The sequence below is a fragment of the Nonomuraea sp. NPDC049028 genome (assembly GCF_043197735.1).
Classification (GTDB): domain Bacteria; phylum Actinomycetota; class Actinomycetes; order Streptosporangiales; family Streptosporangiaceae; genus Nonomuraea.
The window spans coordinates 114,968-132,023 of the sequence record NZ_JBICTR010000015.1; the positions used below are offsets into that span (position 1 = coordinate 114,968).

The following is a 17,056-nucleotide window of genomic DNA, read 5'->3' on the forward strand; positions in this document are numbered from 1 at the left end:
GGCAACATGTCGCGGGCAGCGCGCAGCAGTTCGGGGATGATGACGGTGAGGCGGCCGCCGGGGGTGGTGGTGTCGAGGTTCTCGTGCAGCGAGGTGAAGCCGATCTCGCGCCGTCGGAGCCGCCGGCATCCGCCGCACCCTCCAGCGCACCAGCTCCGGCGACCTGACCGCCCTTCCGGCCAAGACCCAGAGTTCCGAACGACGCATCGCCCTGCCGACGCGGTGCATGCGCTCCCTGAGCCCCGCTTGTGCTCACCAGAATTTTCCTAGATCGTCCCGGCTTCAGCATCACTCTTGAGCGCGGCACCAGAGGGCCCCAGTGCCGCGCCCCGTTCGCAGCGTTGGTAACCGGGCGGGAGCCTACGGTTTCCGCCTGGATCCATGAGGACATGAGCCGCTGGAGCAGGTCACCGAAGGCTACGAGGCCATAGACGAGCGCTCTGACCCCTGCCCTCAGGGTGCGAGATGCTCCCTCAGGCCCGGCGGCCATGCCTCGAGTTCCCGGTCCACCAGCAGCTCAGCGCGCTCAGGCGGCCCTTCGACCCGGAACAGCACGACCCGCCCCTCCGGCTCGGGCGCGGCCACAACGCGGTGCGCGATCTTCGCCGGGTCGAACGGGAAGTCCCAGTGCGCCAGCCGGCCGTACACGCGGCCGTCGGCCACCAGTTCGGACTGCCGCACCCACCGGCTCCGCGAGCTGCGCACCGCCGCGCGAAGCAGGAAGCTGCCCGGGTGCGGCCACCCCGCATCGGACTCGTCCACGATCACGGCCGATCCGGACCGCAGCCGCAGCGGCTGCGTGGTGGCCTCGGTCAGCGCCGCCAGCAAGGATTCGTCCGCGACCGTGAGCCGATCGAGCAGCCGGGCCGCGGCCACGGCGTCGACGTCGCCGTACACGTCATAGAACGAACCCGCGACGCCCCTCGCGAGCGCGGGATGCAGCGCGGGGACCTCGGCCGCCTCCTGGAACACCTGATGCTTGGCCTCCCAGGGCACCGGACCCGCGCCGCTGATCAGGCGATCCCAGTGGGGCCGCGGCAACTGAAGGGCCAGCGCCGTGAAGACCTGCGACGCCTCAGGCGATTCGAAGTAGTCGGCCCACAGCCCGTACTCGGCCGAATCGGCCACCGGGGCCGGGCCGTACATCAGCATCGCGGCGAACTGGCGCACAATCCAGTCCTGCAGCGCGTGGTCACCGCTCGACCAGCACATCCGCAGGTACATCAAAATCCCATAGGACGGGAACCTCTGGTGCAGCAGGACCCAGCCGGCGGCGACCTCGGCATCGGTCCCGAAGAGGTTCAGCCCGTGCGGGTCGAACTCGCCATGGGCGTCCGTGGTCGCCAGCACGGCACCCACATCGGCGTCGACCCATCGCCGGTCCAGCCCGATGTCCGCGAGTTCCCGGTCCCACACGGGGGACCCGATCCGCGGCGGCGGCGATGTCGGCTCTGACACCCGCCAACCCTAAGGAACCGGTGAGCGCGGGGGCAAGGCGGAAGGGCCGGGGCGCCGGAATGGCGTCGTCGAAGTCGCGTCGGGCGTTCGGGTCACCACGTTCATGGAGGCGGGGTCGTTTCGGCGGTCCCAGCCATCGCAGTCGTTTCGGCCGTCCCGACCATGGTGGCCGCGGCAGGCGCGTGTCGGCGGGCGAAGAGGAGGCAGGCGCTCGCGCCGAGGAGGACGGCGACGACGGTGACGACGCCTAGCGGGAGGATGCTGGTGGCGCCCGCGATGCCGACGAACGGGGCGGCCACACCGCCGAAGCCGTACCTGACCGTGCCGAGCAGGGAGGACGCTGTTCCCGCCATCCGCGGGTAATCCGCCAGAGCGAGGGTGCTGGCGGGTGCGGAGGAGATCGCCACGCCGCCGGCCAGGAAGAACAAGGACGCGATGACCACCCAGAGCGGCATCGGGGTGAGGCCGGAAATGAGGAGCCCGGCGGCACCGCCGCCGGCGACGAGGATGCCGATGGCGAGGGTGCCGGTGATGCTCCATCGTTCGGCGCCGCGGCCGCCGAGCCACCCGAAGAACGCGAAGCCGGCTGAGTTGAGTCCGAAGGCGGCCGCGTACCACTGCGGGGAAAGGCCGTAGATGTTCTGCAGGACGTATGTGGCGCCGGCGAGATAGGCGAACACGGCGGCCCAGAGGAAGCCCTGGTTGAGGAGGGCGCCGAGGAAGACCCGGTCGGCGAGCAGCGTGCGGTAGTCGCGCATGGTCTGGGCGAATCCGCCTCGGACACGATGGTCGGCCGGAAGTGTCTCCGTGAAGATGAGCAGGGTGGCGATCAGGATGCCGGCGCCGATGACCGCGAGGACCACGAACAGGCCACGCCAGTCGACGAGCGCGGTGAGCAGCCCGCCCAGCAGCGGGCCGACGATCGCGGCGCACGCTCCGACCACGGTGAGCCGGCCGTAGAAGCGGATCAGCTCGCCGCCGGAGTGGACGTCGCGGCCCGCCGCCTGAGCGATGACGATTCCGACCCCGCCGGTGAGGCCTTGCACGAGCCGGGCGATGATGAGCACCTCGACGCTGGGGCTGATCGCGCAGAGCGCGGAGGTGACGATGTACGCGGCGACGCCGAGGCGGAGGATCCCTCGCCGCCCGAACTGATCCGAGATCGGTCCTGCGATCAACTGCCCGGCGGCCAGCCCGATCAGGCACGCGGTGACGGTCAACTGCGCGATGGAGGTCGCGGCACCGAGTTCGACCGTCAGTGCCGGCAGCGCGGGCAGGTACAGGTCCATCGAGATCGGCCCGAACACCGTCAGCAAGAGCAACAGGGGCGGCAGAAATCGCCCCGCTACAGGCTTGGACGGCGTTGTGGTCTCTGGCATCGTTCTTGCTTTCCTCGCGAGGTCGACGGGAGGGAGGCTGGGCGAAGGTCGCTACCGGGCTGTCATTCGGCCATGCGCGCACATGTCCGCTGACGCACGGGGTCAGGGCTTGAGGAGGGTCTTGATGGCGCGGCGCTCGTCCATGGCCTTGTAGCCCTCGGCGACCTGCTCCAGCGGCAGGGTGAGGTCGAAGACCTTCCCGGGGTTGATCCGCCCCGACAGGACGTGGTCGATCAGGTCGGGCAGGTAGCGGCGTACGGGGGCGGGGCCGCCACGCAGGCCGACGTGGGAGAAGAACAGCTCCTGCCCGTCGACGGCGACCTCGTGGGGGACGCCGACGAAGCCGACGTTCCCGCCGGGCCGCGCCGAGTGCAGGGCCTGCCGCATGGCCTCGGCGGTACCCACGCACTCCAGGACCGCGTCGGCGCCGATGCCGCCGGTCAGCTCCTTGATCCGGGCGATGCCCTCCTCGCCGCGCTCGGTGACGATGTCGGTGGCGCCGAACTCCCTGGCCAGCTGCTGCCGGGGCTCGTGGCGGCTCATCGCGATGATCCGTTCCGCGCCCATCTCCTTGGCGGCGATGACCGCGCACAGGCCGACCGCGCCGTCACCGACCACCACGGCGGTCGAACCGGGCTTGACCTCGGCGGCGTCGGCGGCGTACCAGCCGGTGCCCATGACATCGGAGACGGCCAGCAGGCCGGGCCACAGCTCCTCGTCCGGCACCTGGTCGGTGGCGACCAGGGTGCCCTGCGCGTTGGGGATGCGCACGTACTCGGCCTGGCAGGTGCTCATGAACTCACGGTTCAGGCAGCTGGACTGGAAGCCGTTGCGGCAGTTCGCACACGTGTTGTCCGAGGTGGCGAACGAGCCGACGACGAACTGACCGGGCCGGACCGCGGTGACCTGGCTGCCGACCTCCTCCACGAAGCCCACGTACTCGTGACCCATCGGGTGAGCCTCCTGGGCCGGCTCCAGGCCGCGGTAGGACCACAGGTCCGAGCCGCACACACAGGTGACGGCCGTCCGGATGATCGCGTCGGTCGGCTTGAGGATCTTCGGGTCCTCCAGGGTCTCGAAGCGCACATCGCCGGGGCCGTGGATCACTGCTCCGCGCATCAAAGTTTCCTTTACGTGGTTAGGCGTCTGATATGCGGCTGCCGCCCGGTCGTACCGAAGGCGCAGGATTCCGCCGCAATCCACCTAACCGGCATTCCGCGGTGGTTACGAGTTACCAGCGAGAGGTGTACTCCCAGTACATCCCTCGCTTGGCGCTGACGCCGTACGGTCGAGCTGTGGACAATCGTGACGAGGTCCGCGAGTTCCTCACCTCGCGGCGAGCTAAGATCACCCCGGAGCAGGCCGGCCTGATCGCCGGATCCCGGCGGCGCGTCCCCGGTCTGCGCCGCAGTGAGGTCGCGGCCCTGGCCGATCTGAGCGCCGAGTACTACGCCAAGCTCGAACGAGGCAACCTCGCCGGCGCCTCCGCGGCGGTGCTCGAAGCCCTCGCCCGCGCCCTGCGGCTCGACGACGCCGAGCGCGCCCACCTCCTGCACCTGGCCCAGACCGCCGACGGCTCGGACGTCCTCACCCGCCCCCGGCGCCGCGCCGCCCGGCCGCAGACGCTCCATCGCAGCCTGCAGTGGACGCTGGACGCGATCACCGCCGGACCCGCCTTCGTGCAGAACAGCCGCATGGACGTGCTCGCCGTCAACCAGTTCGCCCGCGCGTTCTTCGCCGACCTGTACGCCTCCCCGGCCAATCAGGAGAATCTGGCCCGGTTCGCGTTCCTCGACCCGGCCTCCCATCGCTTCTACCCGGACTGGGGTCCCTTCGCGGACATGTGCGTGGCCATGCTGCGCACAGAAGCCGGCCGCAACCCCCACGACAAAGAGCTCCACGACCTCGTCGGCGAACTGTCGACCCGCAGCGATGAGTTCCGCACCCGCTGGGGCGCGAAACGTCCGCCGGCACGGCACCGGAACCAAACGCTTCAACCATGCCATCGTCGGAAAGCTCACCCTCGCCTTCGAGGGTTTGCAGATGGTCGCCGACCCCAGCCTCACCATCACCATCTACACCGCCGAACCCGGCTCACCCTCCGAGGAGGGCCTGCGCCTGCTCGCCTCCTGGGCGGCCACTCAGGAAGCCCGGACCCACACGGAGCCGTTGGCGGCGGACTGACCGGTCGGTGGCGAGGTCGGCGAGGGAGACCTCACCGACTGCGTAGCGCCGGCGGATGGAGCGGCAGGCGGGCGCGGGCGTCCTGAAGACGGTCGCGGGCGTCCTGGAGACGCTCGCGGGGCGGGGAGGTCGGTCAGGTGTCGCGGTCGTAGCGCAGACGGACCTCCGCGGCCAGCGTCTCGTCCTCGTGCTCCAGCCCGTACGTCCAGACGCGGCCCGCGTCGTCGACGCGGCCACGCAGCGGCAGGGTCCTGGCCAGCAGCTCGATGGCCAGCCCGCTCGTCGGCGCGTCACCGCCGTCCTCCACCGCCCCCGCGAACTCCGCGCAGGCGAGCTCCAGGTGCGCGATGCCGAGCTGCACCCGCAGCCGGGCCACGTCGTCCTGGGGGGCCACCTCGAGCGCCTCCAGCAGCACCTCGGCCGCCTCCCCCGGCTCGCCCCGCTCCAGCAGCAGCTCGGCCAGTTGCTGCGCGGCGTGCGCGCCCACGTCGTCCGGCCCGGCGGCGGCCAGCGCGGCCCGCAGCTCGTTCTCCGCCTCGTCGTAGTCGCCGGCCAGCAGGGCCAGCCGGGCCAGGGCGAGACGCGCCAGCGGGACGTAGGCGGCCGTGCCAACGCCCAGGACCGCCTGCCACGCCCCCCTGGCCTGCTCGGCGCGGCCCTCGCGCTCGAAGCCCTGCGCGAGGTGACAGGCCGCCTGAGCGGCGAACTCCGGATGTCCGGTGGCCAGCGCGACCCGGGCGGCCGCCCGGGCCCCCTCCGGGTCGCCGCGCTCGTCGAGCACCACGGCCAGGCCCACGGCGGCCTGCGCCCGGTCGGGCTCCTCGGGGTCGGCGGCCAGCTCGCTGAGTATGGCCGCCGCGCCGTCGAGGTCACCGTGCTCGGCCAGGCGGCGAGCGGTGTCGAGAGGCGGGACCTGCAGCTCTGAGAACGTCAAGAGAGCTCCTTAGGCGACGGTCGGACAGAGCCTAACGAGTTCCGGTGATCATGTCTTCTCACTGGCCACGTTCAGCCTGGGTGGCGGGAAAAAATCCCAGAAAACGGACGTAGCCCTCCCCGTCCGAGCACAGCGGACGGAGAGGGCCACGGTTACGCGGCGGAGAAGGCCACGGTCCCGCGAACGCGACGTGCGGGTCAGTCACGGACGCGACAGCCGGATCAGTCGCGAACGCGACAGCCAGCTCAGTTGCGGACGTAACGACCGGAGCCGTCGCGGACGCGACAAACCAGGTCAGTCCTCGTACGCCTCCAGCGGCGGGCAGGAGCAGACCAGGTTGCGGTCGCCGTAAGCCTGGTCGATGCGCCGCACCGGCACCCAGTACTTGCCCTCCCGCAGCGACGGCAGCGGGTAGACCGCCTCGGTACGGCTGTAGGGATGGGCCCACTCGTCGGCCGCGACGGCCTCGGCGGTGTGAGGGGCGTTGCGCAGCGGGTTGTCGGCCCGGTCGTAGGCGCCCGAGGCGACCCGCGCGATCTCGCCCCTGATGGCCACCATCGCGTCGACGAACCGGTCGAGCTCGGCCAGGTCCTCGCTCTCGGTCGGCTCGATCATCAGCGTGCCGGCGACCGGGAAGGACATGGTCGGGGCGTGGAAGCCGTAGTCGATGAGCCGCTTGGCCACGTCGTCGACCGTGACGCCGGTCTCCTTGGTGATCTGCCGCAGGTCGACGATGCACTCGTGGGCCACCAGGCCGCCGCGCCCGGTGTAGAGCACCGGGTAGTGCGGGGCCAGCCGCCGGGCGAGGTAGTTGGCCGACAGGATCGCCTGCTCGGTGGCCGCGGCCAGGCCGTCGCCGCCCATCATCCTGACGTACGCCCAGGAGATCGGCAGGATGCCCGCCGAGCCGTACGGGGCCGCGGAGACCGCGCCGACCGGTGAGCCGGGGCGCAGCGGGTGGCCCGGCAGGTAGGCGGCCAGGTGGCCGCGGACCGCGACCGGGCCGACGCCGGGGCCGCCGCCACCGTGCGGGATGCAGAAGGTCTTGTGCAGGTTGAGGTGCGAGACGTCGGCGCCGAACTCGCCCGGCTTGGCCAGCCCGACCAGCGCGTTGAGGTTGGCCCCGTCGACGTAGACCTGGCCGCCCGCGTCGTGCACCTTGGCGCAGACCTCGGTGATCGTCTCCTCGAAGACGCCGTGCGTCGACGGGTAGGTGAGCATGATCGCGGCCAGCGCGTCGCGGTGCTTGTCGATCTTGGCGTCGAGGTCGGCCAGGTCCACGTTGCCCTCGGAGTCGCAGGCCACGACCACGACGCGCATGCCGGCCATGACGGCGCTGGCCGCGTTCGTGCCGTGCGCGGAGGACGGGATGAGGCAGATGTCGCGGTGCTCGTCGCCGTGGTCGCGGTGGTAGGCCCGGATCGCGAGCAGCCCGGCGAACTCCCCCTGGGACCCGGCGTTCGGCTGGATGGAGACCGCGTCGTAGCCGGTCACCTCGGCCAGCCATTCCTCCAGGGTCTCGATGAGGTGGTGGTAGCCCGCGGCCTGCCCGTCAGGCGCGAAGGGGTGGATCCCGGCGAACTCCGGCCAGGTGATGGGCTCCATCTCGGTGGTGGCGTTGAGCTTCATCGTGCAGGAGCCGAGCGGGATCATGGACCGGTCGAGGGCGATGTCCTTGTCCTGGAGCCTGCGCAGGTAGCGCAGCATCGCGGTCTCGGAGTGGTGGCTGTGGAAGACGGGGTGGGTGAGGTAGCCGGACTCCCGCCTCAGCGCGGCCGGCAGCGTGTCCAGCCCTTCGTCGGCGAGGAGGCCGGCCACCGGCCCACTGACGCCGAAGGCGGCGGCGACCTGCTCGAGGTCGGCCGCCGTGGTCTTCTCGTCGCAGGCGATGGAGACGTGGTCGGCGTCGGCCTGCCACACGTTGACGCCGCGCTCGGCGGCCTGCCGGACGACGTCGGCGGCCCGGCCGGGCACCCTGGCCAGCACGGTGTCGAAGAACTCCCGGTGTACGACCTCGACACCGCCGCGGCGCAGGCACTCGGCCAGCGCGGCGGCGTGCCGGTGCACGCGGCCGGCGATGCGGCGCAGCCCCTCGGGCCCGTGGTAGACGGCGTACATGCCGGCGATGACGGCCAGCAGGACCTGCGCGGTGCAGATGTTGCTGGTGGCCTTCTCCCGTCTGATGTGCTGTTCGCGGGTCTGCAGGGCCAGCCGGTAGGCGGGCGCGCCGTCGGCGTCGACCGAGACCCCGACGAGGCGGCCGGGCATCTGCCGCTGCAGTCCTTCGCGTACGGACATGTAGGCGGCGTGCGGCCCGCCGAAGCCGAACGGCACACCGAAGCGCTGCGAGGAGCCGATCGCGATGTCGGCGCCGAGTTCGCCCGGCGCGGTGACCAGGGTCAGCGCGAGCAGGTCGGCGGCGGCCACGACCAGCGCGCCCGCGGCGTGCGCCCGCTCGGCCACCGCGCGGAAGTCGCGCAGCCGGCCGGAGGCACCCGGGTATTGGACGAGCACGCCGAAGCACTCGGGCAGCTCACCGTCGAGCGCGTCCTCGACCAGCGTGATGCCCAGCGGCTCGGCGCGGGTGGCCAGCACCGCCTTGGTCTGGGGCAGCGCGTCGGCGTCGACGACGAACACGTCGCTCTTGGACTTGCCCGCGCGCCTGGCCAGCGTCATCGCCTCGGCGGCGGCCGTGCTCTCGTCGAGCAGGGAGGCGCCGGCGACGTCGAGCCCGGTCAGGTCGGAGACGACGGTCTGGAAGTTGAGCAGCGCCTCCAGGCGGCCCTGCGAGATCTCCGGCTGGTAGGGGGTGTAGGCGGTGTACCAGCCCGGGTTCTCCAGCAGGTTGCGGCGGATCACCGCCGGGGTGATCGTGTCGTGGTAGCCCAGGCCGATCATCGAGGTGAGCACCCGGTTGCGGCCCGCGATGGCCCGCAGCTCGGCGATGACCTCGGTCTCACTGGCCGCGGCGGGCAGCGAGAGCCGGTCCTTGATCCTGATGGACTCGGGGACGGCCACCGCCACCAGGTCGGCCACGGACTCGAAACCCACGGCCTCGAGCATGCGCTGCTGCTCGGATTCGGACGGGCCGATGTGCCGGGTCGAGAACGGCGGAGCTGACAGGTCGGTCATGGAAGGTGCCTCCCGAGGGCTATGGAGACCGGCGCCTGGGCGCGGGCGAGTGCCGGATCTCCCCCTCTGTCATGGCGACCTGAGAGCTTCACCCCCATGAGGGCTTGCACCGTCGGTGAGGCGCGCCTGGCGGGCGTGCCTGCTTTCCAGAGTTGCCTACCCCGAGCGGTACGGGTGCCTGAGAGATTCCGGGGAGGGTTGCTCCTTCGGCGCCCCGGGACCAGCCCGGGACTCTCCCGCAGGGGGTCGTCAGCCTTGCGCCTCTTAGGTTACTACCGGATTGCTACCCTATGCGGCGCGCCCGTCGCCGCTGGGCCAGCTCGTCAGCGGGGTGGTCGGCCGGGACGCTGTCCTCGACCGCCGCCCTTTCCCCCGGCAGCTCCGCGAGGGAGCCCTCGACCTCGCGCCAGACCCGGCCGAGCGCGATGCCGAACACGCCCTGACCGCCCTGGAGCAGGTCGATCACCTCGTCGGCCGAGGTGCACTCGTAGACGCTGACGCCGTCGCTCATGAGCGTGATCTGCGCGAGGTCGCCGACCCCGCGGTCACGCAGGTGTTGTACGGCCGTACGGATCTGCTGGAGGGAGACTCCGGTGTCGAGGAGCCGCTTGACGACCTTGAGCACCAGGATGTCGCGGAAGCTGTAGAGCCGTTGGGAGCCCGAGCCGTGCGCGGCTCTTATCGTCGGCTGGACCAGCTCCGTGCGCGCCCAGTAGTCGAGCTGCCGGTAGGTGATGCCGGCCGCCGCGCACGCCGTCGGGCCGCGGTATCCGATGTCACTCGGCAGTGTCGTGGGCTGCTCGTCGAAGAGCAGACCCTGCTCTCCGGCACGCTGCCGCGCACTCTCACGCCGCACCGGATCTTCCTGGCCGGCCGTCTTTCCCTCGCCGCTGCTGACCGCCACGCGGACCTCCGGCTTTCTCTCATCCCATGGCCTGATCTGGGGGTTCGTAAAAGCGCGGCCATGGGTTTCACTTGCACCGTAGGACCGTGACCATGCGCAGTCAACGATCCCGCTCGGCGCGTCGTGAAGCGTAAATGCACTGAAATACCTACCCCGCCCGGCCAAAGTCTTCGGGGGTGATCGTGTCAAGGAACTCCCTGAACTTCTCCACCTCGTCCTCTTGGTCGTCGGGGATGATCACCCCGGCCTCCTGGACGACCTCCTCACTGGCGAAGATTCGTGCTCCGGTGCGCAAGGCGAGCGCGATCGAGTCGGAGGGCCGCGCGCTCACCTCTACGCCGTTGGAGAACACCAGGTCGGCGAAGAAGATACCGTCACGCAGGGCGACGATGTTGACCGCGCGCAGGCCCACGCCGAGGGCGCTCAGCACGTCCCTGAAAAGGTCGTGCGTGAGTGGCCGGGCTGGAGGCTCCTCCGCTTGGGCCAAGGCGATGGCCGTGGCTTCGGTCATCCCAATCCAAATCGGCAGGAACCTCTCCCCGTGTGCCTCCTTGAGCAAGACGATCGGCTGATTTGTGGGCATCTCTACGCGGACGCCCACGACCTCCATCTGCAACACGGGCTGCTCCATATTCGACTGGTCGGCGACCCCGGCACAGCTATTGGGCCGGTCCGCTTCTGCATTTCAACGTAACACCCGAGGGGCCTTGTATGTCCCGCTGGTCCGGTCATCGGCCTAGAACGGTTCGCACGCCCGTACGCACCAGAGCGGCGTGCAGGTCGAGCAGCAGCGCCGACAGCTCCCTCGCGGCCTCGTCAGCCTCTCCGATGGCCCCTGGGGCCCGGCGTTTGAGTATGGGCGCGACCGTCTGCTCCACCAGACCGCACTCGCGCTCGGCCGCGGCCTTGACCGCGCGCAGATGCCGGGCGTGCAGGCCGAACCGGGCCAGGGCGCCGACGCTGCGCGCCACGTTGAGCGCCTCCTCGTCGTAGCGCCTGGCCGTCGCCGAGAGCAGCCCGTAGTCCTCGAGCTCGGCCAGCGTGTCCTCGTCGAGCCCGGCCGCCTCCAGCAGCTCGGCGCGGCTCAGCCGCACCTCCCGCGTCTCCGGCCGGTCGGTCACGGCACGCGGGCGGCCGAAGTGCTCGGCCATCTTGTCCTTGATCACCCGCAGCGGCAGGTAGTGGTCGCGCTGCTCGGTGAGGATGTAGCGGAGCTGCTCGACGTGCAGGTGGGTGAACTTGCGGTAGCCCGACGGGCTGCGCTCCGGCTCGATGAGCCCCTCGCCCTCCAAGAAGCGGATCTTGGAGATCGACACATCGGGGAACTCGCCCTGGAGCATGGCGAGCACCTCCCCGATGCTCATGTGCGAACGTGCCGCCTGCGCGCTCATGCGGCTTCCTCCGTGAGCCGCATGAACGCTGTGACTATCGGTCGCTCGCTGGGCTCGCTCATGCGCCGGCGGCGGTCCGCATCAGGAAGACGAGGCGGAACTTGCCGATCTGCACCTCGTCACCGGAGTGCAGCGGCACCTCCTCGATGCGCTCCCGATTGACGTAGGTGCCGTTGAGGCTGCCCACGTCGCGCACGGAGAACTGGCCGCCGCGAAGGCGGTAGAACTCCACGTGCCGCCGGGAGACCGTGATGTCGTCCAGGAAGATGTCGCTCTCGGGATGGCGCCCCGTGGTGGTGAGCTCCTTGTCGAGGCGGAAACGGCTCCCCGCGTTGGGCCCCCTGGTCACGGTGAGCAACGCCGTGCCAGGCGGCAGCTGCTCCACCAGCGCGCGCTCGGCGAGGAGCATGTCACCGGTCTCAGCCTCGTACGCCTCGATTCCCGCGACAGAGATCGTCGATGTGGTGTCCCCGGCGACCTCGGTTCTGGTCAGCGGTGACCCACAACGGGAACAGAAACGGGCATCCTCGGGGTTGGCGTGCCCGCACTGCGTGCAGTAGACGCTCGGCATCGATCGGCTCGGCCTCCTACCGCGAAGACGCGGCAACGGGGATCTGGGCGCGCCTCGCTTCGCTCTTCAAGTTTGCGAATGCCGCAACTTACGCTGATCAGCGGCAAAGGTCAAGGCGGGGCGCTGGACGACGGGTTCGGACGGTGACAAAGTTACCGCCGCCCGCGCCCCAAGGTCCATGCCGCCGCGCGTTTCTACATTACGATCTTGCACGTTCCGGCGCCACCGATCCGCCAGTGTCACGTTCCGTGATGATTCTATGCGAATTGCCGTACAGATTTCGGTCCCGAGGCTCAGGAGGCCGCCTCCTCGACCACCCGGGCCCAGTGCTCCAGGAGCGACTGCGCGGTGTCCACGTCGGCGGCCTCGGCCCACAGATCGGTGACCGGCTCGGTGGCGGCGGGCAGGATCAGCACCCAGCTCCCGTCCTCGGCGGCCACCCGCACCCCGTCGGTGGTGTCGACGCGGCAGCCGTCCGGCTCGGCCTCGGCGGCCTCGATGACCGAGCGCATGACGGCGCCCTTGGCCGCCCACGGGGTCGGCACCGTACGCTTGAGCAGCTTGGCCTCGGGGATGCGCGCGTCGATCTGGCTGAGCGAGAGCCGGGTGCGGGCGACCAGGCCGAGCAGCCGCATGAACGCCGCCACCCCGTCGATCGCCGGACCGAACTCGGGCACCACGAAACCGCCCCTGCCGTCGCCCGCGAAGATCATGTCTTCGTCCACCGCGGCCGAGGTGAGGGCGTCGACCGCCGTGGAGGTCCAGCGCACCTGCACGCCGTGGAAGCGGCAGACCTGCTCGGCGACCCTGGTGGTGGTGACGGGCAGCGCCACCCGGCCGGTCCTGCGCTCGGCGGCGATCAGGTCGAGCACGACGAGCAGGGCCCGCTCCTCGCCGATCAGCTGGCCCATCTCGTCCACCAGCGCGATGCGCTCCCCCACGGGGTCGAACCGCACCCCGAAGGCCGCCCTGGAGGAGCTCACGAGCTCCGACAGGCGCTGCAGGTCCCTGCGGCGCTCGGCGAACGTCTCCGTGGGCGAGATGTCGTCCAGGCGGGCGTTCACGGTGAGCACGTCGACGCCGACCCGGCCGAGCAGCGTGGGCAGGACCAGCGCGGAGGTCCCTCCGGCGCAGTCGACGACGACCTTCATGTCCCTGATACCGGTCATGTCGACGCAGCGCAGCAGCTCGTACGCGTAGTCCTCGACCGCCCTGGCGGGAAAGCGGAGCTCGGCGATCTCGCCGGGGAAGGCGCGCCGGAACTCCTGGCGGGAGAAGACGCGCTCCAGCTTGCGCTGGGCGGCCGGAGGCAGGTCGGCGCCGCGGTCGTCCATGATGACGATGTCGATGCTCTGCGGGTCGCCGGCGGTGGTGCGCAGCGCGATGCCGCCCGCCGCGGACTCCCTGGCCGTGTGGAAGCGGGCCACCGGCAGCGGCGCGGCCTCCAGGTCGAGGACGTTGATGGCGCTGGCGTTGAGCGCGCCGATCACGGCCCGCTTCAGCGCCCTGGCGGCCAGCGAGGAGTCGCGCGAGGTGACGACGTGCTCGCCCTTCTTCAGGGTGGTGGCGTACGCGCTGGCCAGCCGTACGCACAGCTCGGGGGTGATCTCCACGTTGACCAGGCCGCTGACGCCGCGGGGGCCGAACAGGCTGCGCTGGCCGCGCGACTCCCAGATCACGCTGGTGTTGACGACGGCGCCGGCCTCGATGGTCTTGAAGGGGTAGACCTTGACGCCGCTGGAGACGTACGCCTCGGGCTCGATGACGCACTCGTCGCCGATGACGGCGTTCTCCTCGATGCGGGCCCCGGCCATCACGTCGGTGCTCTTGCCGATCACGCAACCGCGCAGGTGGCTGCCGGGGCCCAGGTAGACGTTGTCGTGGACGACCGCCCGGTGCAGGAAGGCGCCTTCGCGCACGACCGTGTTGTTGCCGAGCACGGTGTACTCGCGCAGCTCGGCGCCGGCCTCGACCTTGGCGTACGCGCCGACGAGCAGCGGGCCCTTGAGCACCGCGTCGGGGTCGACCGAGGCCGACTCGGCCACCCAGACGCCCGGCGAGACCTCGAAGCCGCCGATGTCCACGGCGACCCGGCCGGACAGGGCGTCGGCCTGGGCCTTGAGGTAGCTCTCGTGGGTGCCGACGTCCTCCCAGTAGCCCTCGGCGACGTAGCCGAAGATGGGGGCGCCGCGCTCCAGCAGGGTGGGGAAGACGTCGGCCGACCAGTCGACGGGCTCTCCGGAGGCGACCGCGTCGAGGACCTCGGGCTCCATGATGTAGATGCCGGTGTTGACGGTGTCGGAGAAGACCTGCCCCCAGGTGGGCTTCTCCAGGAAGCGCTGGACCCGGTTGCCCTCGTCGACGATCACGATGCCGAACTCGAGGGGGTTGGGCACCCGTTTCAACCCGATGGTGACAAGTGCCGAATTTTCACGGTGAAAACGGACCATATCCGACAAATCGATATCGGTCAGGGCGTCGCCGGAGATCACCAGGAATCGGTCGTCGCGCAGGCGGGCCGCGGCGTTCTTCACACTGCCCGCCGTGCCCAGCGGAACGTCCTCGGTGGCGTATTGCAGGCTCATGCCGAGTTCGTCGCCGTCGCCGAAGTAGTTGCGCACGAGCGCGGCCAGGAACTGGAGGGTGACCACGGTCTCGGTGATGCTGTGCCGTTTGAGCAGCCGCAGCACGTGCTCCATGATCGGGCGGTTGACCACGGGCAGCAGGGGCTTGGGCTGGTTGGCCGTCATCGGACGCAGCCGAGTGCCCTCTCCACCCGCCATGACGACCGCCTTCACCCGATCACTCCTCCTTGGCCGCGGTTACGAGCCGTCGTACCTGTACCCCATACAACACCCCCGACCACCAGTACAGGCCCGTTCCCCAGAGCGCAAAGGCCCATCCGACAATTCGTGCTATATCGGCATACCACCCAGTGTGGGAGGCAAGGAAGAGCAGAGGGAAGGCGTACATCAGGTTGAACATGGCGGCCTTGCCCAGGAAATGCACCTGAAGTGCCTTGTAACCGCTCTTCCGAAGTACGGGAAAGAAACACGCGACGAAGAGTTCGCGACCCAGGATGATCGCCACCAGCCACCACGGAATGACGTCGCGCACCAGCAGCGCCAGGATCGTGGCGAAGACATAGAGCTTGTCGGCGGCCGGGTCGATGATCCGGCCGAGCCTGCTCATCTGGTTGAAGGCGCGAGCGATCTTGCCGTCCAGCCAGTCGGTGAACCCGGCGACCGCGAGCACGAGGATCGCCCAGGCGTCCGCCTTCGGCCCCAATACCAGCCAGAGGAAGACGGGAACGCCGAGGAGGCGCAGGAAGCTCAGCAGGTTCGGAACCGTCCAGATCCGATCCTCGGCGGAAGTTTCGCTCACGCTGCCGACCCTACTGCGTCGCCTTTCTCCGCAGCGGGGTTGGCAGCGGCTCATCCTTTCCGCCGGCACTCCCGACGACCTGGTGGCACTCCCGACGACTTTCCCGCCGGCACTCCCCGCGGCTCTCTGGGCGACGCCACGCGGATCGGCGCGTCGCGAGAGGTTAGCGTCGGCCCTCACCGCGCAGGTGTAGGGGGATGAAGCGGAACATCCTGATCGTGATGTGCGCCGGCCTGTTCGTCGTCCTGCTGGACGTGACCATCGTGAACGTGGCGCTGCCGTCCATCGCGGCCGGCCGGCACGCCGGGCTCGCGGACCTGCAGTGGGTGGTCGACGGCTACCAGATCGCGCTGGCCGGGCTGCTGCTGACGGGCGGCACGCTGGGCGACCGCTTCGGACACCGGCGGGTGGTGCTGGCGGGGTTCGGCCTGTTCGGCGTGGCGTCGGCGGGCTGCGCGTTCGCGCCGGGCGTCGGGGCGCTGGTGGCGGCGCGGGCGGTGCAGGGCGTGGGCGCCGCGCTGCTCCTGCCGGGCACGCTGGCGGTCATCACCCGGACCTTCCCCGGCGAGCGGGAACGGGCCAGGGCCATCGGGGTCTGGGCCGCGGTGGGCAGCGCGGCCCTGCCCGCCGGGCCGCTGCTCGGCGGGATGCTGATCCAGGCGTTCGGCTGGCCGTCGATCTTCGCCATCAACGTGCCGATCATCCTGATCATCTTCGTGGCGGTGTTCCGGGTCGCTCCGGCCGACGAGCCCGAGCGCCGGCCGATCGACCTGCCGGGCACTGTGACGGGCGCGGGGACGCTGCTGGTCCTGACGTACGCGGTGATCCAGGCGGGGCGTGACGGGCCCGACTGGCGGCTGTTCGGGGCCGCCGCGGCGCTGCTGGCCGCGTTCGTGGCGATCGAGAGCCGGCGGGAGGCGCCGATGCTGCCGCTGGGGCTGCTGCGGCGCCCCTCGATCGCGGTCGGCACGATCGGCTCGGCGACCATGAACTTCGGGATCAACGGCATGATGCTGCTGATCACCCTGTACCTCCAGGGCGTGCTGCGGCTGTCCCCGATGACGGCGGGCGCGGCGCTGCTGCCGCTGTTCGTGCCGCTGGCGCTGCTGTCCGCCCCGTTCGGGCGCCTCGCCGGCCGGTACGGGCCGCGTCCCGTGATGGTCGCCGGGCTGGTGGTCCTGGCGGCGGGCATGGGGCTGCTGCTCCTCGTACGGCCGGCCACGCCGTACCTGGTGCTGCTCCCGGCGCTGGCCGTCATCGGGCTCGGCGCGGCGCTGCTGACGCCGAGCGTGGTCGCCCTGGCCATGAGCGACCCACCGCCCGGCCGGGAGGGGCTGGTGAGCGCGATCAACAACACCGCCCGGCAGGCGGGCGGCGCGATCGGCGTCGCGGTCTTCGGCGCGATGGCGGGCGCTCCCGGCGGGCCCCGCTTCATCGGCGGGCTGCATGGGGCGGCCGTGGTGGCGGGAGTGGCCTACCTCGGCGTGACGGCCCTGACCCTGACCCTCGGCCTCACCACCGGCCACCCCACAACCCCCTCGTCTGTACGCTCCCAGACCTGTACCTGACCACTCCAGGCCCGCATCTGACCGCCCGCCCCAAGACCCGCGTCCGACCACCCCAGGCCCACATCTGGCCACCCCAGGCCCACATCTGGCCACCCCAGACCCAAGGCCGGTCACCACGGGCCCGCATCTGACCGCCCGCCCCAAGACCCGC

The 17,056-nt window shown here is 70.6% G+C and carries 12 protein-coding genes, 1 pseudogene and 1 riboswitch; of the genes and pseudogenes, 2 read left to right on the forward strand and 11 right to left on the reverse strand.

Annotated elements, in window-relative coordinates:
• Window positions 1–453: 453 nt before the first annotated feature.
• From ACGFJ2_RS48095 to ACGFJ2_RS48105, 3 genes are all read right to left on the reverse strand, one after another.
• Window positions 454–1,458: a hypothetical protein gene (locus tag ACGFJ2_RS48095; protein WP_393480097.1), complete on the reverse strand. Its 1,005-nt coding sequence runs from the start codon at window positions 1,456–1,458 to the stop codon at window positions 454–456.
• A gap of 101 nt (window positions 1,459–1,559) precedes the next feature.
• The gene (locus ACGFJ2_RS48100; RefSeq protein ID WP_393480100.1) at window positions 1,560–2,837 is read right to left on the reverse strand and encodes a multidrug effflux MFS transporter; all 1,278 of its coding nucleotides are present in this window, start codon (window positions 2,835–2,837) and stop codon (window positions 1,560–1,562) included.
• Between the two features lie 102 nt (window positions 2,838–2,939).
• Window positions 2,940–3,956: a zinc-dependent alcohol dehydrogenase family protein gene (locus ACGFJ2_RS48105; RefSeq protein WP_393480103.1), complete on the reverse strand. Its 1,017-nt coding sequence runs from the start codon at window positions 3,954–3,956 to the stop codon at window positions 2,940–2,942.
• A gap of 176 nt (window positions 3,957–4,132) precedes the next feature.
• Here ACGFJ2_RS48105 and ACGFJ2_RS48110 point away from each other — a divergent pair.
• Window positions 4,133–5,021 (forward strand): annotated as a pseudogene (locus ACGFJ2_RS48110) (helix-turn-helix transcriptional regulator).
• A 133-nt stretch (window positions 5,022–5,154) separates the two neighbouring features.
• On the opposite strand, the gene ACGFJ2_RS48115 reads toward ACGFJ2_RS48110, so the two are convergent.
• From ACGFJ2_RS48115 to ACGFJ2_RS48150, 8 genes are all read right to left on the reverse strand, one after another.
• Complete coding sequence (locus tag ACGFJ2_RS48115) at window positions 5,155–5,955, reverse strand: tetratricopeptide repeat protein (protein WP_393480106.1); 801 nt, start codon at window positions 5,953–5,955, stop codon at window positions 5,155–5,157.
• A 294-nt stretch (window positions 5,956–6,249) separates the two neighbouring features.
• Window positions 6,250–9,087, reverse strand: a complete 2,838-nt coding sequence (gene gcvP / locus ACGFJ2_RS48120) for an aminomethyl-transferring glycine dehydrogenase (RefSeq protein WP_393480109.1) — start codon at window positions 9,085–9,087, stop codon at window positions 6,250–6,252.
• Window positions 9,088–9,243: 156 nt separating this feature from the next.
• Window positions 9,244–9,336, reverse strand: a riboswitch (glycine riboswitch).
• A 34-nt stretch (window positions 9,337–9,370) separates the two neighbouring features.
• Window positions 9,371–9,991, reverse strand: a complete 621-nt coding sequence (locus ACGFJ2_RS48125; RefSeq protein WP_357953000.1) for a MerR family transcriptional regulator — start codon at window positions 9,989–9,991, stop codon at window positions 9,371–9,373.
• Window positions 9,992–10,139: 148 nt separating this feature from the next.
• On the reverse strand, window positions 10,140–10,610 hold the full coding sequence (locus ACGFJ2_RS48130) for a bifunctional nuclease family protein (RefSeq protein ID WP_214634355.1): 471 nt from the start codon (window positions 10,608–10,610) through the stop codon (window positions 10,140–10,142).
• Window positions 10,611–10,719: 109 nt separating this feature from the next.
• Window positions 10,720–11,382 carry a MerR family transcriptional regulator gene (locus ACGFJ2_RS48135; protein ID WP_357953002.1) on the reverse strand — a complete coding sequence of 221 codons (663 nt, stop codon included), beginning with the start codon at window positions 11,380–11,382 and terminating at the stop codon, window positions 10,720–10,722.
• 58 nt (window positions 11,383–11,440) lie between these two features.
• Window positions 11,441–11,953, reverse strand: coding sequence for an FHA domain-containing protein (locus tag ACGFJ2_RS48140; protein ID WP_357953004.1), 513 nt, complete (start codon window positions 11,951–11,953; stop codon window positions 11,441–11,443).
• A gap of 293 nt (window positions 11,954–12,246) precedes the next feature.
• Window positions 12,247–14,751 (reverse strand): sugar phosphate nucleotidyltransferase, encoded by a 2,505-nt coding sequence (locus ACGFJ2_RS48145; RefSeq protein WP_393480114.1) that lies wholly within the window; start codon window positions 14,749–14,751, stop codon window positions 12,247–12,249.
• 4 nt (window positions 14,752–14,755) lie between these two features.
• The gene (locus ACGFJ2_RS48150) at window positions 14,756–15,337 is read right to left on the reverse strand and encodes a CDP-alcohol phosphatidyltransferase family protein (protein WP_357953009.1); all 582 of its coding nucleotides are present in this window, start codon (window positions 15,335–15,337) and stop codon (window positions 14,756–14,758) included.
• 197 nt (window positions 15,338–15,534) lie between these two features.
• On the opposite strand from ACGFJ2_RS48150, the gene ACGFJ2_RS48155 reads away from it, so the two are divergent.
• Window positions 15,535–16,905: an MFS transporter gene (locus ACGFJ2_RS48155; protein ID WP_393480117.1), complete on the forward strand. Its 1,371-nt coding sequence runs from the start codon at window positions 15,535–15,537 to the stop codon at window positions 16,903–16,905.
• Window positions 16,906–17,056: the final 151 nt, after the last annotated feature.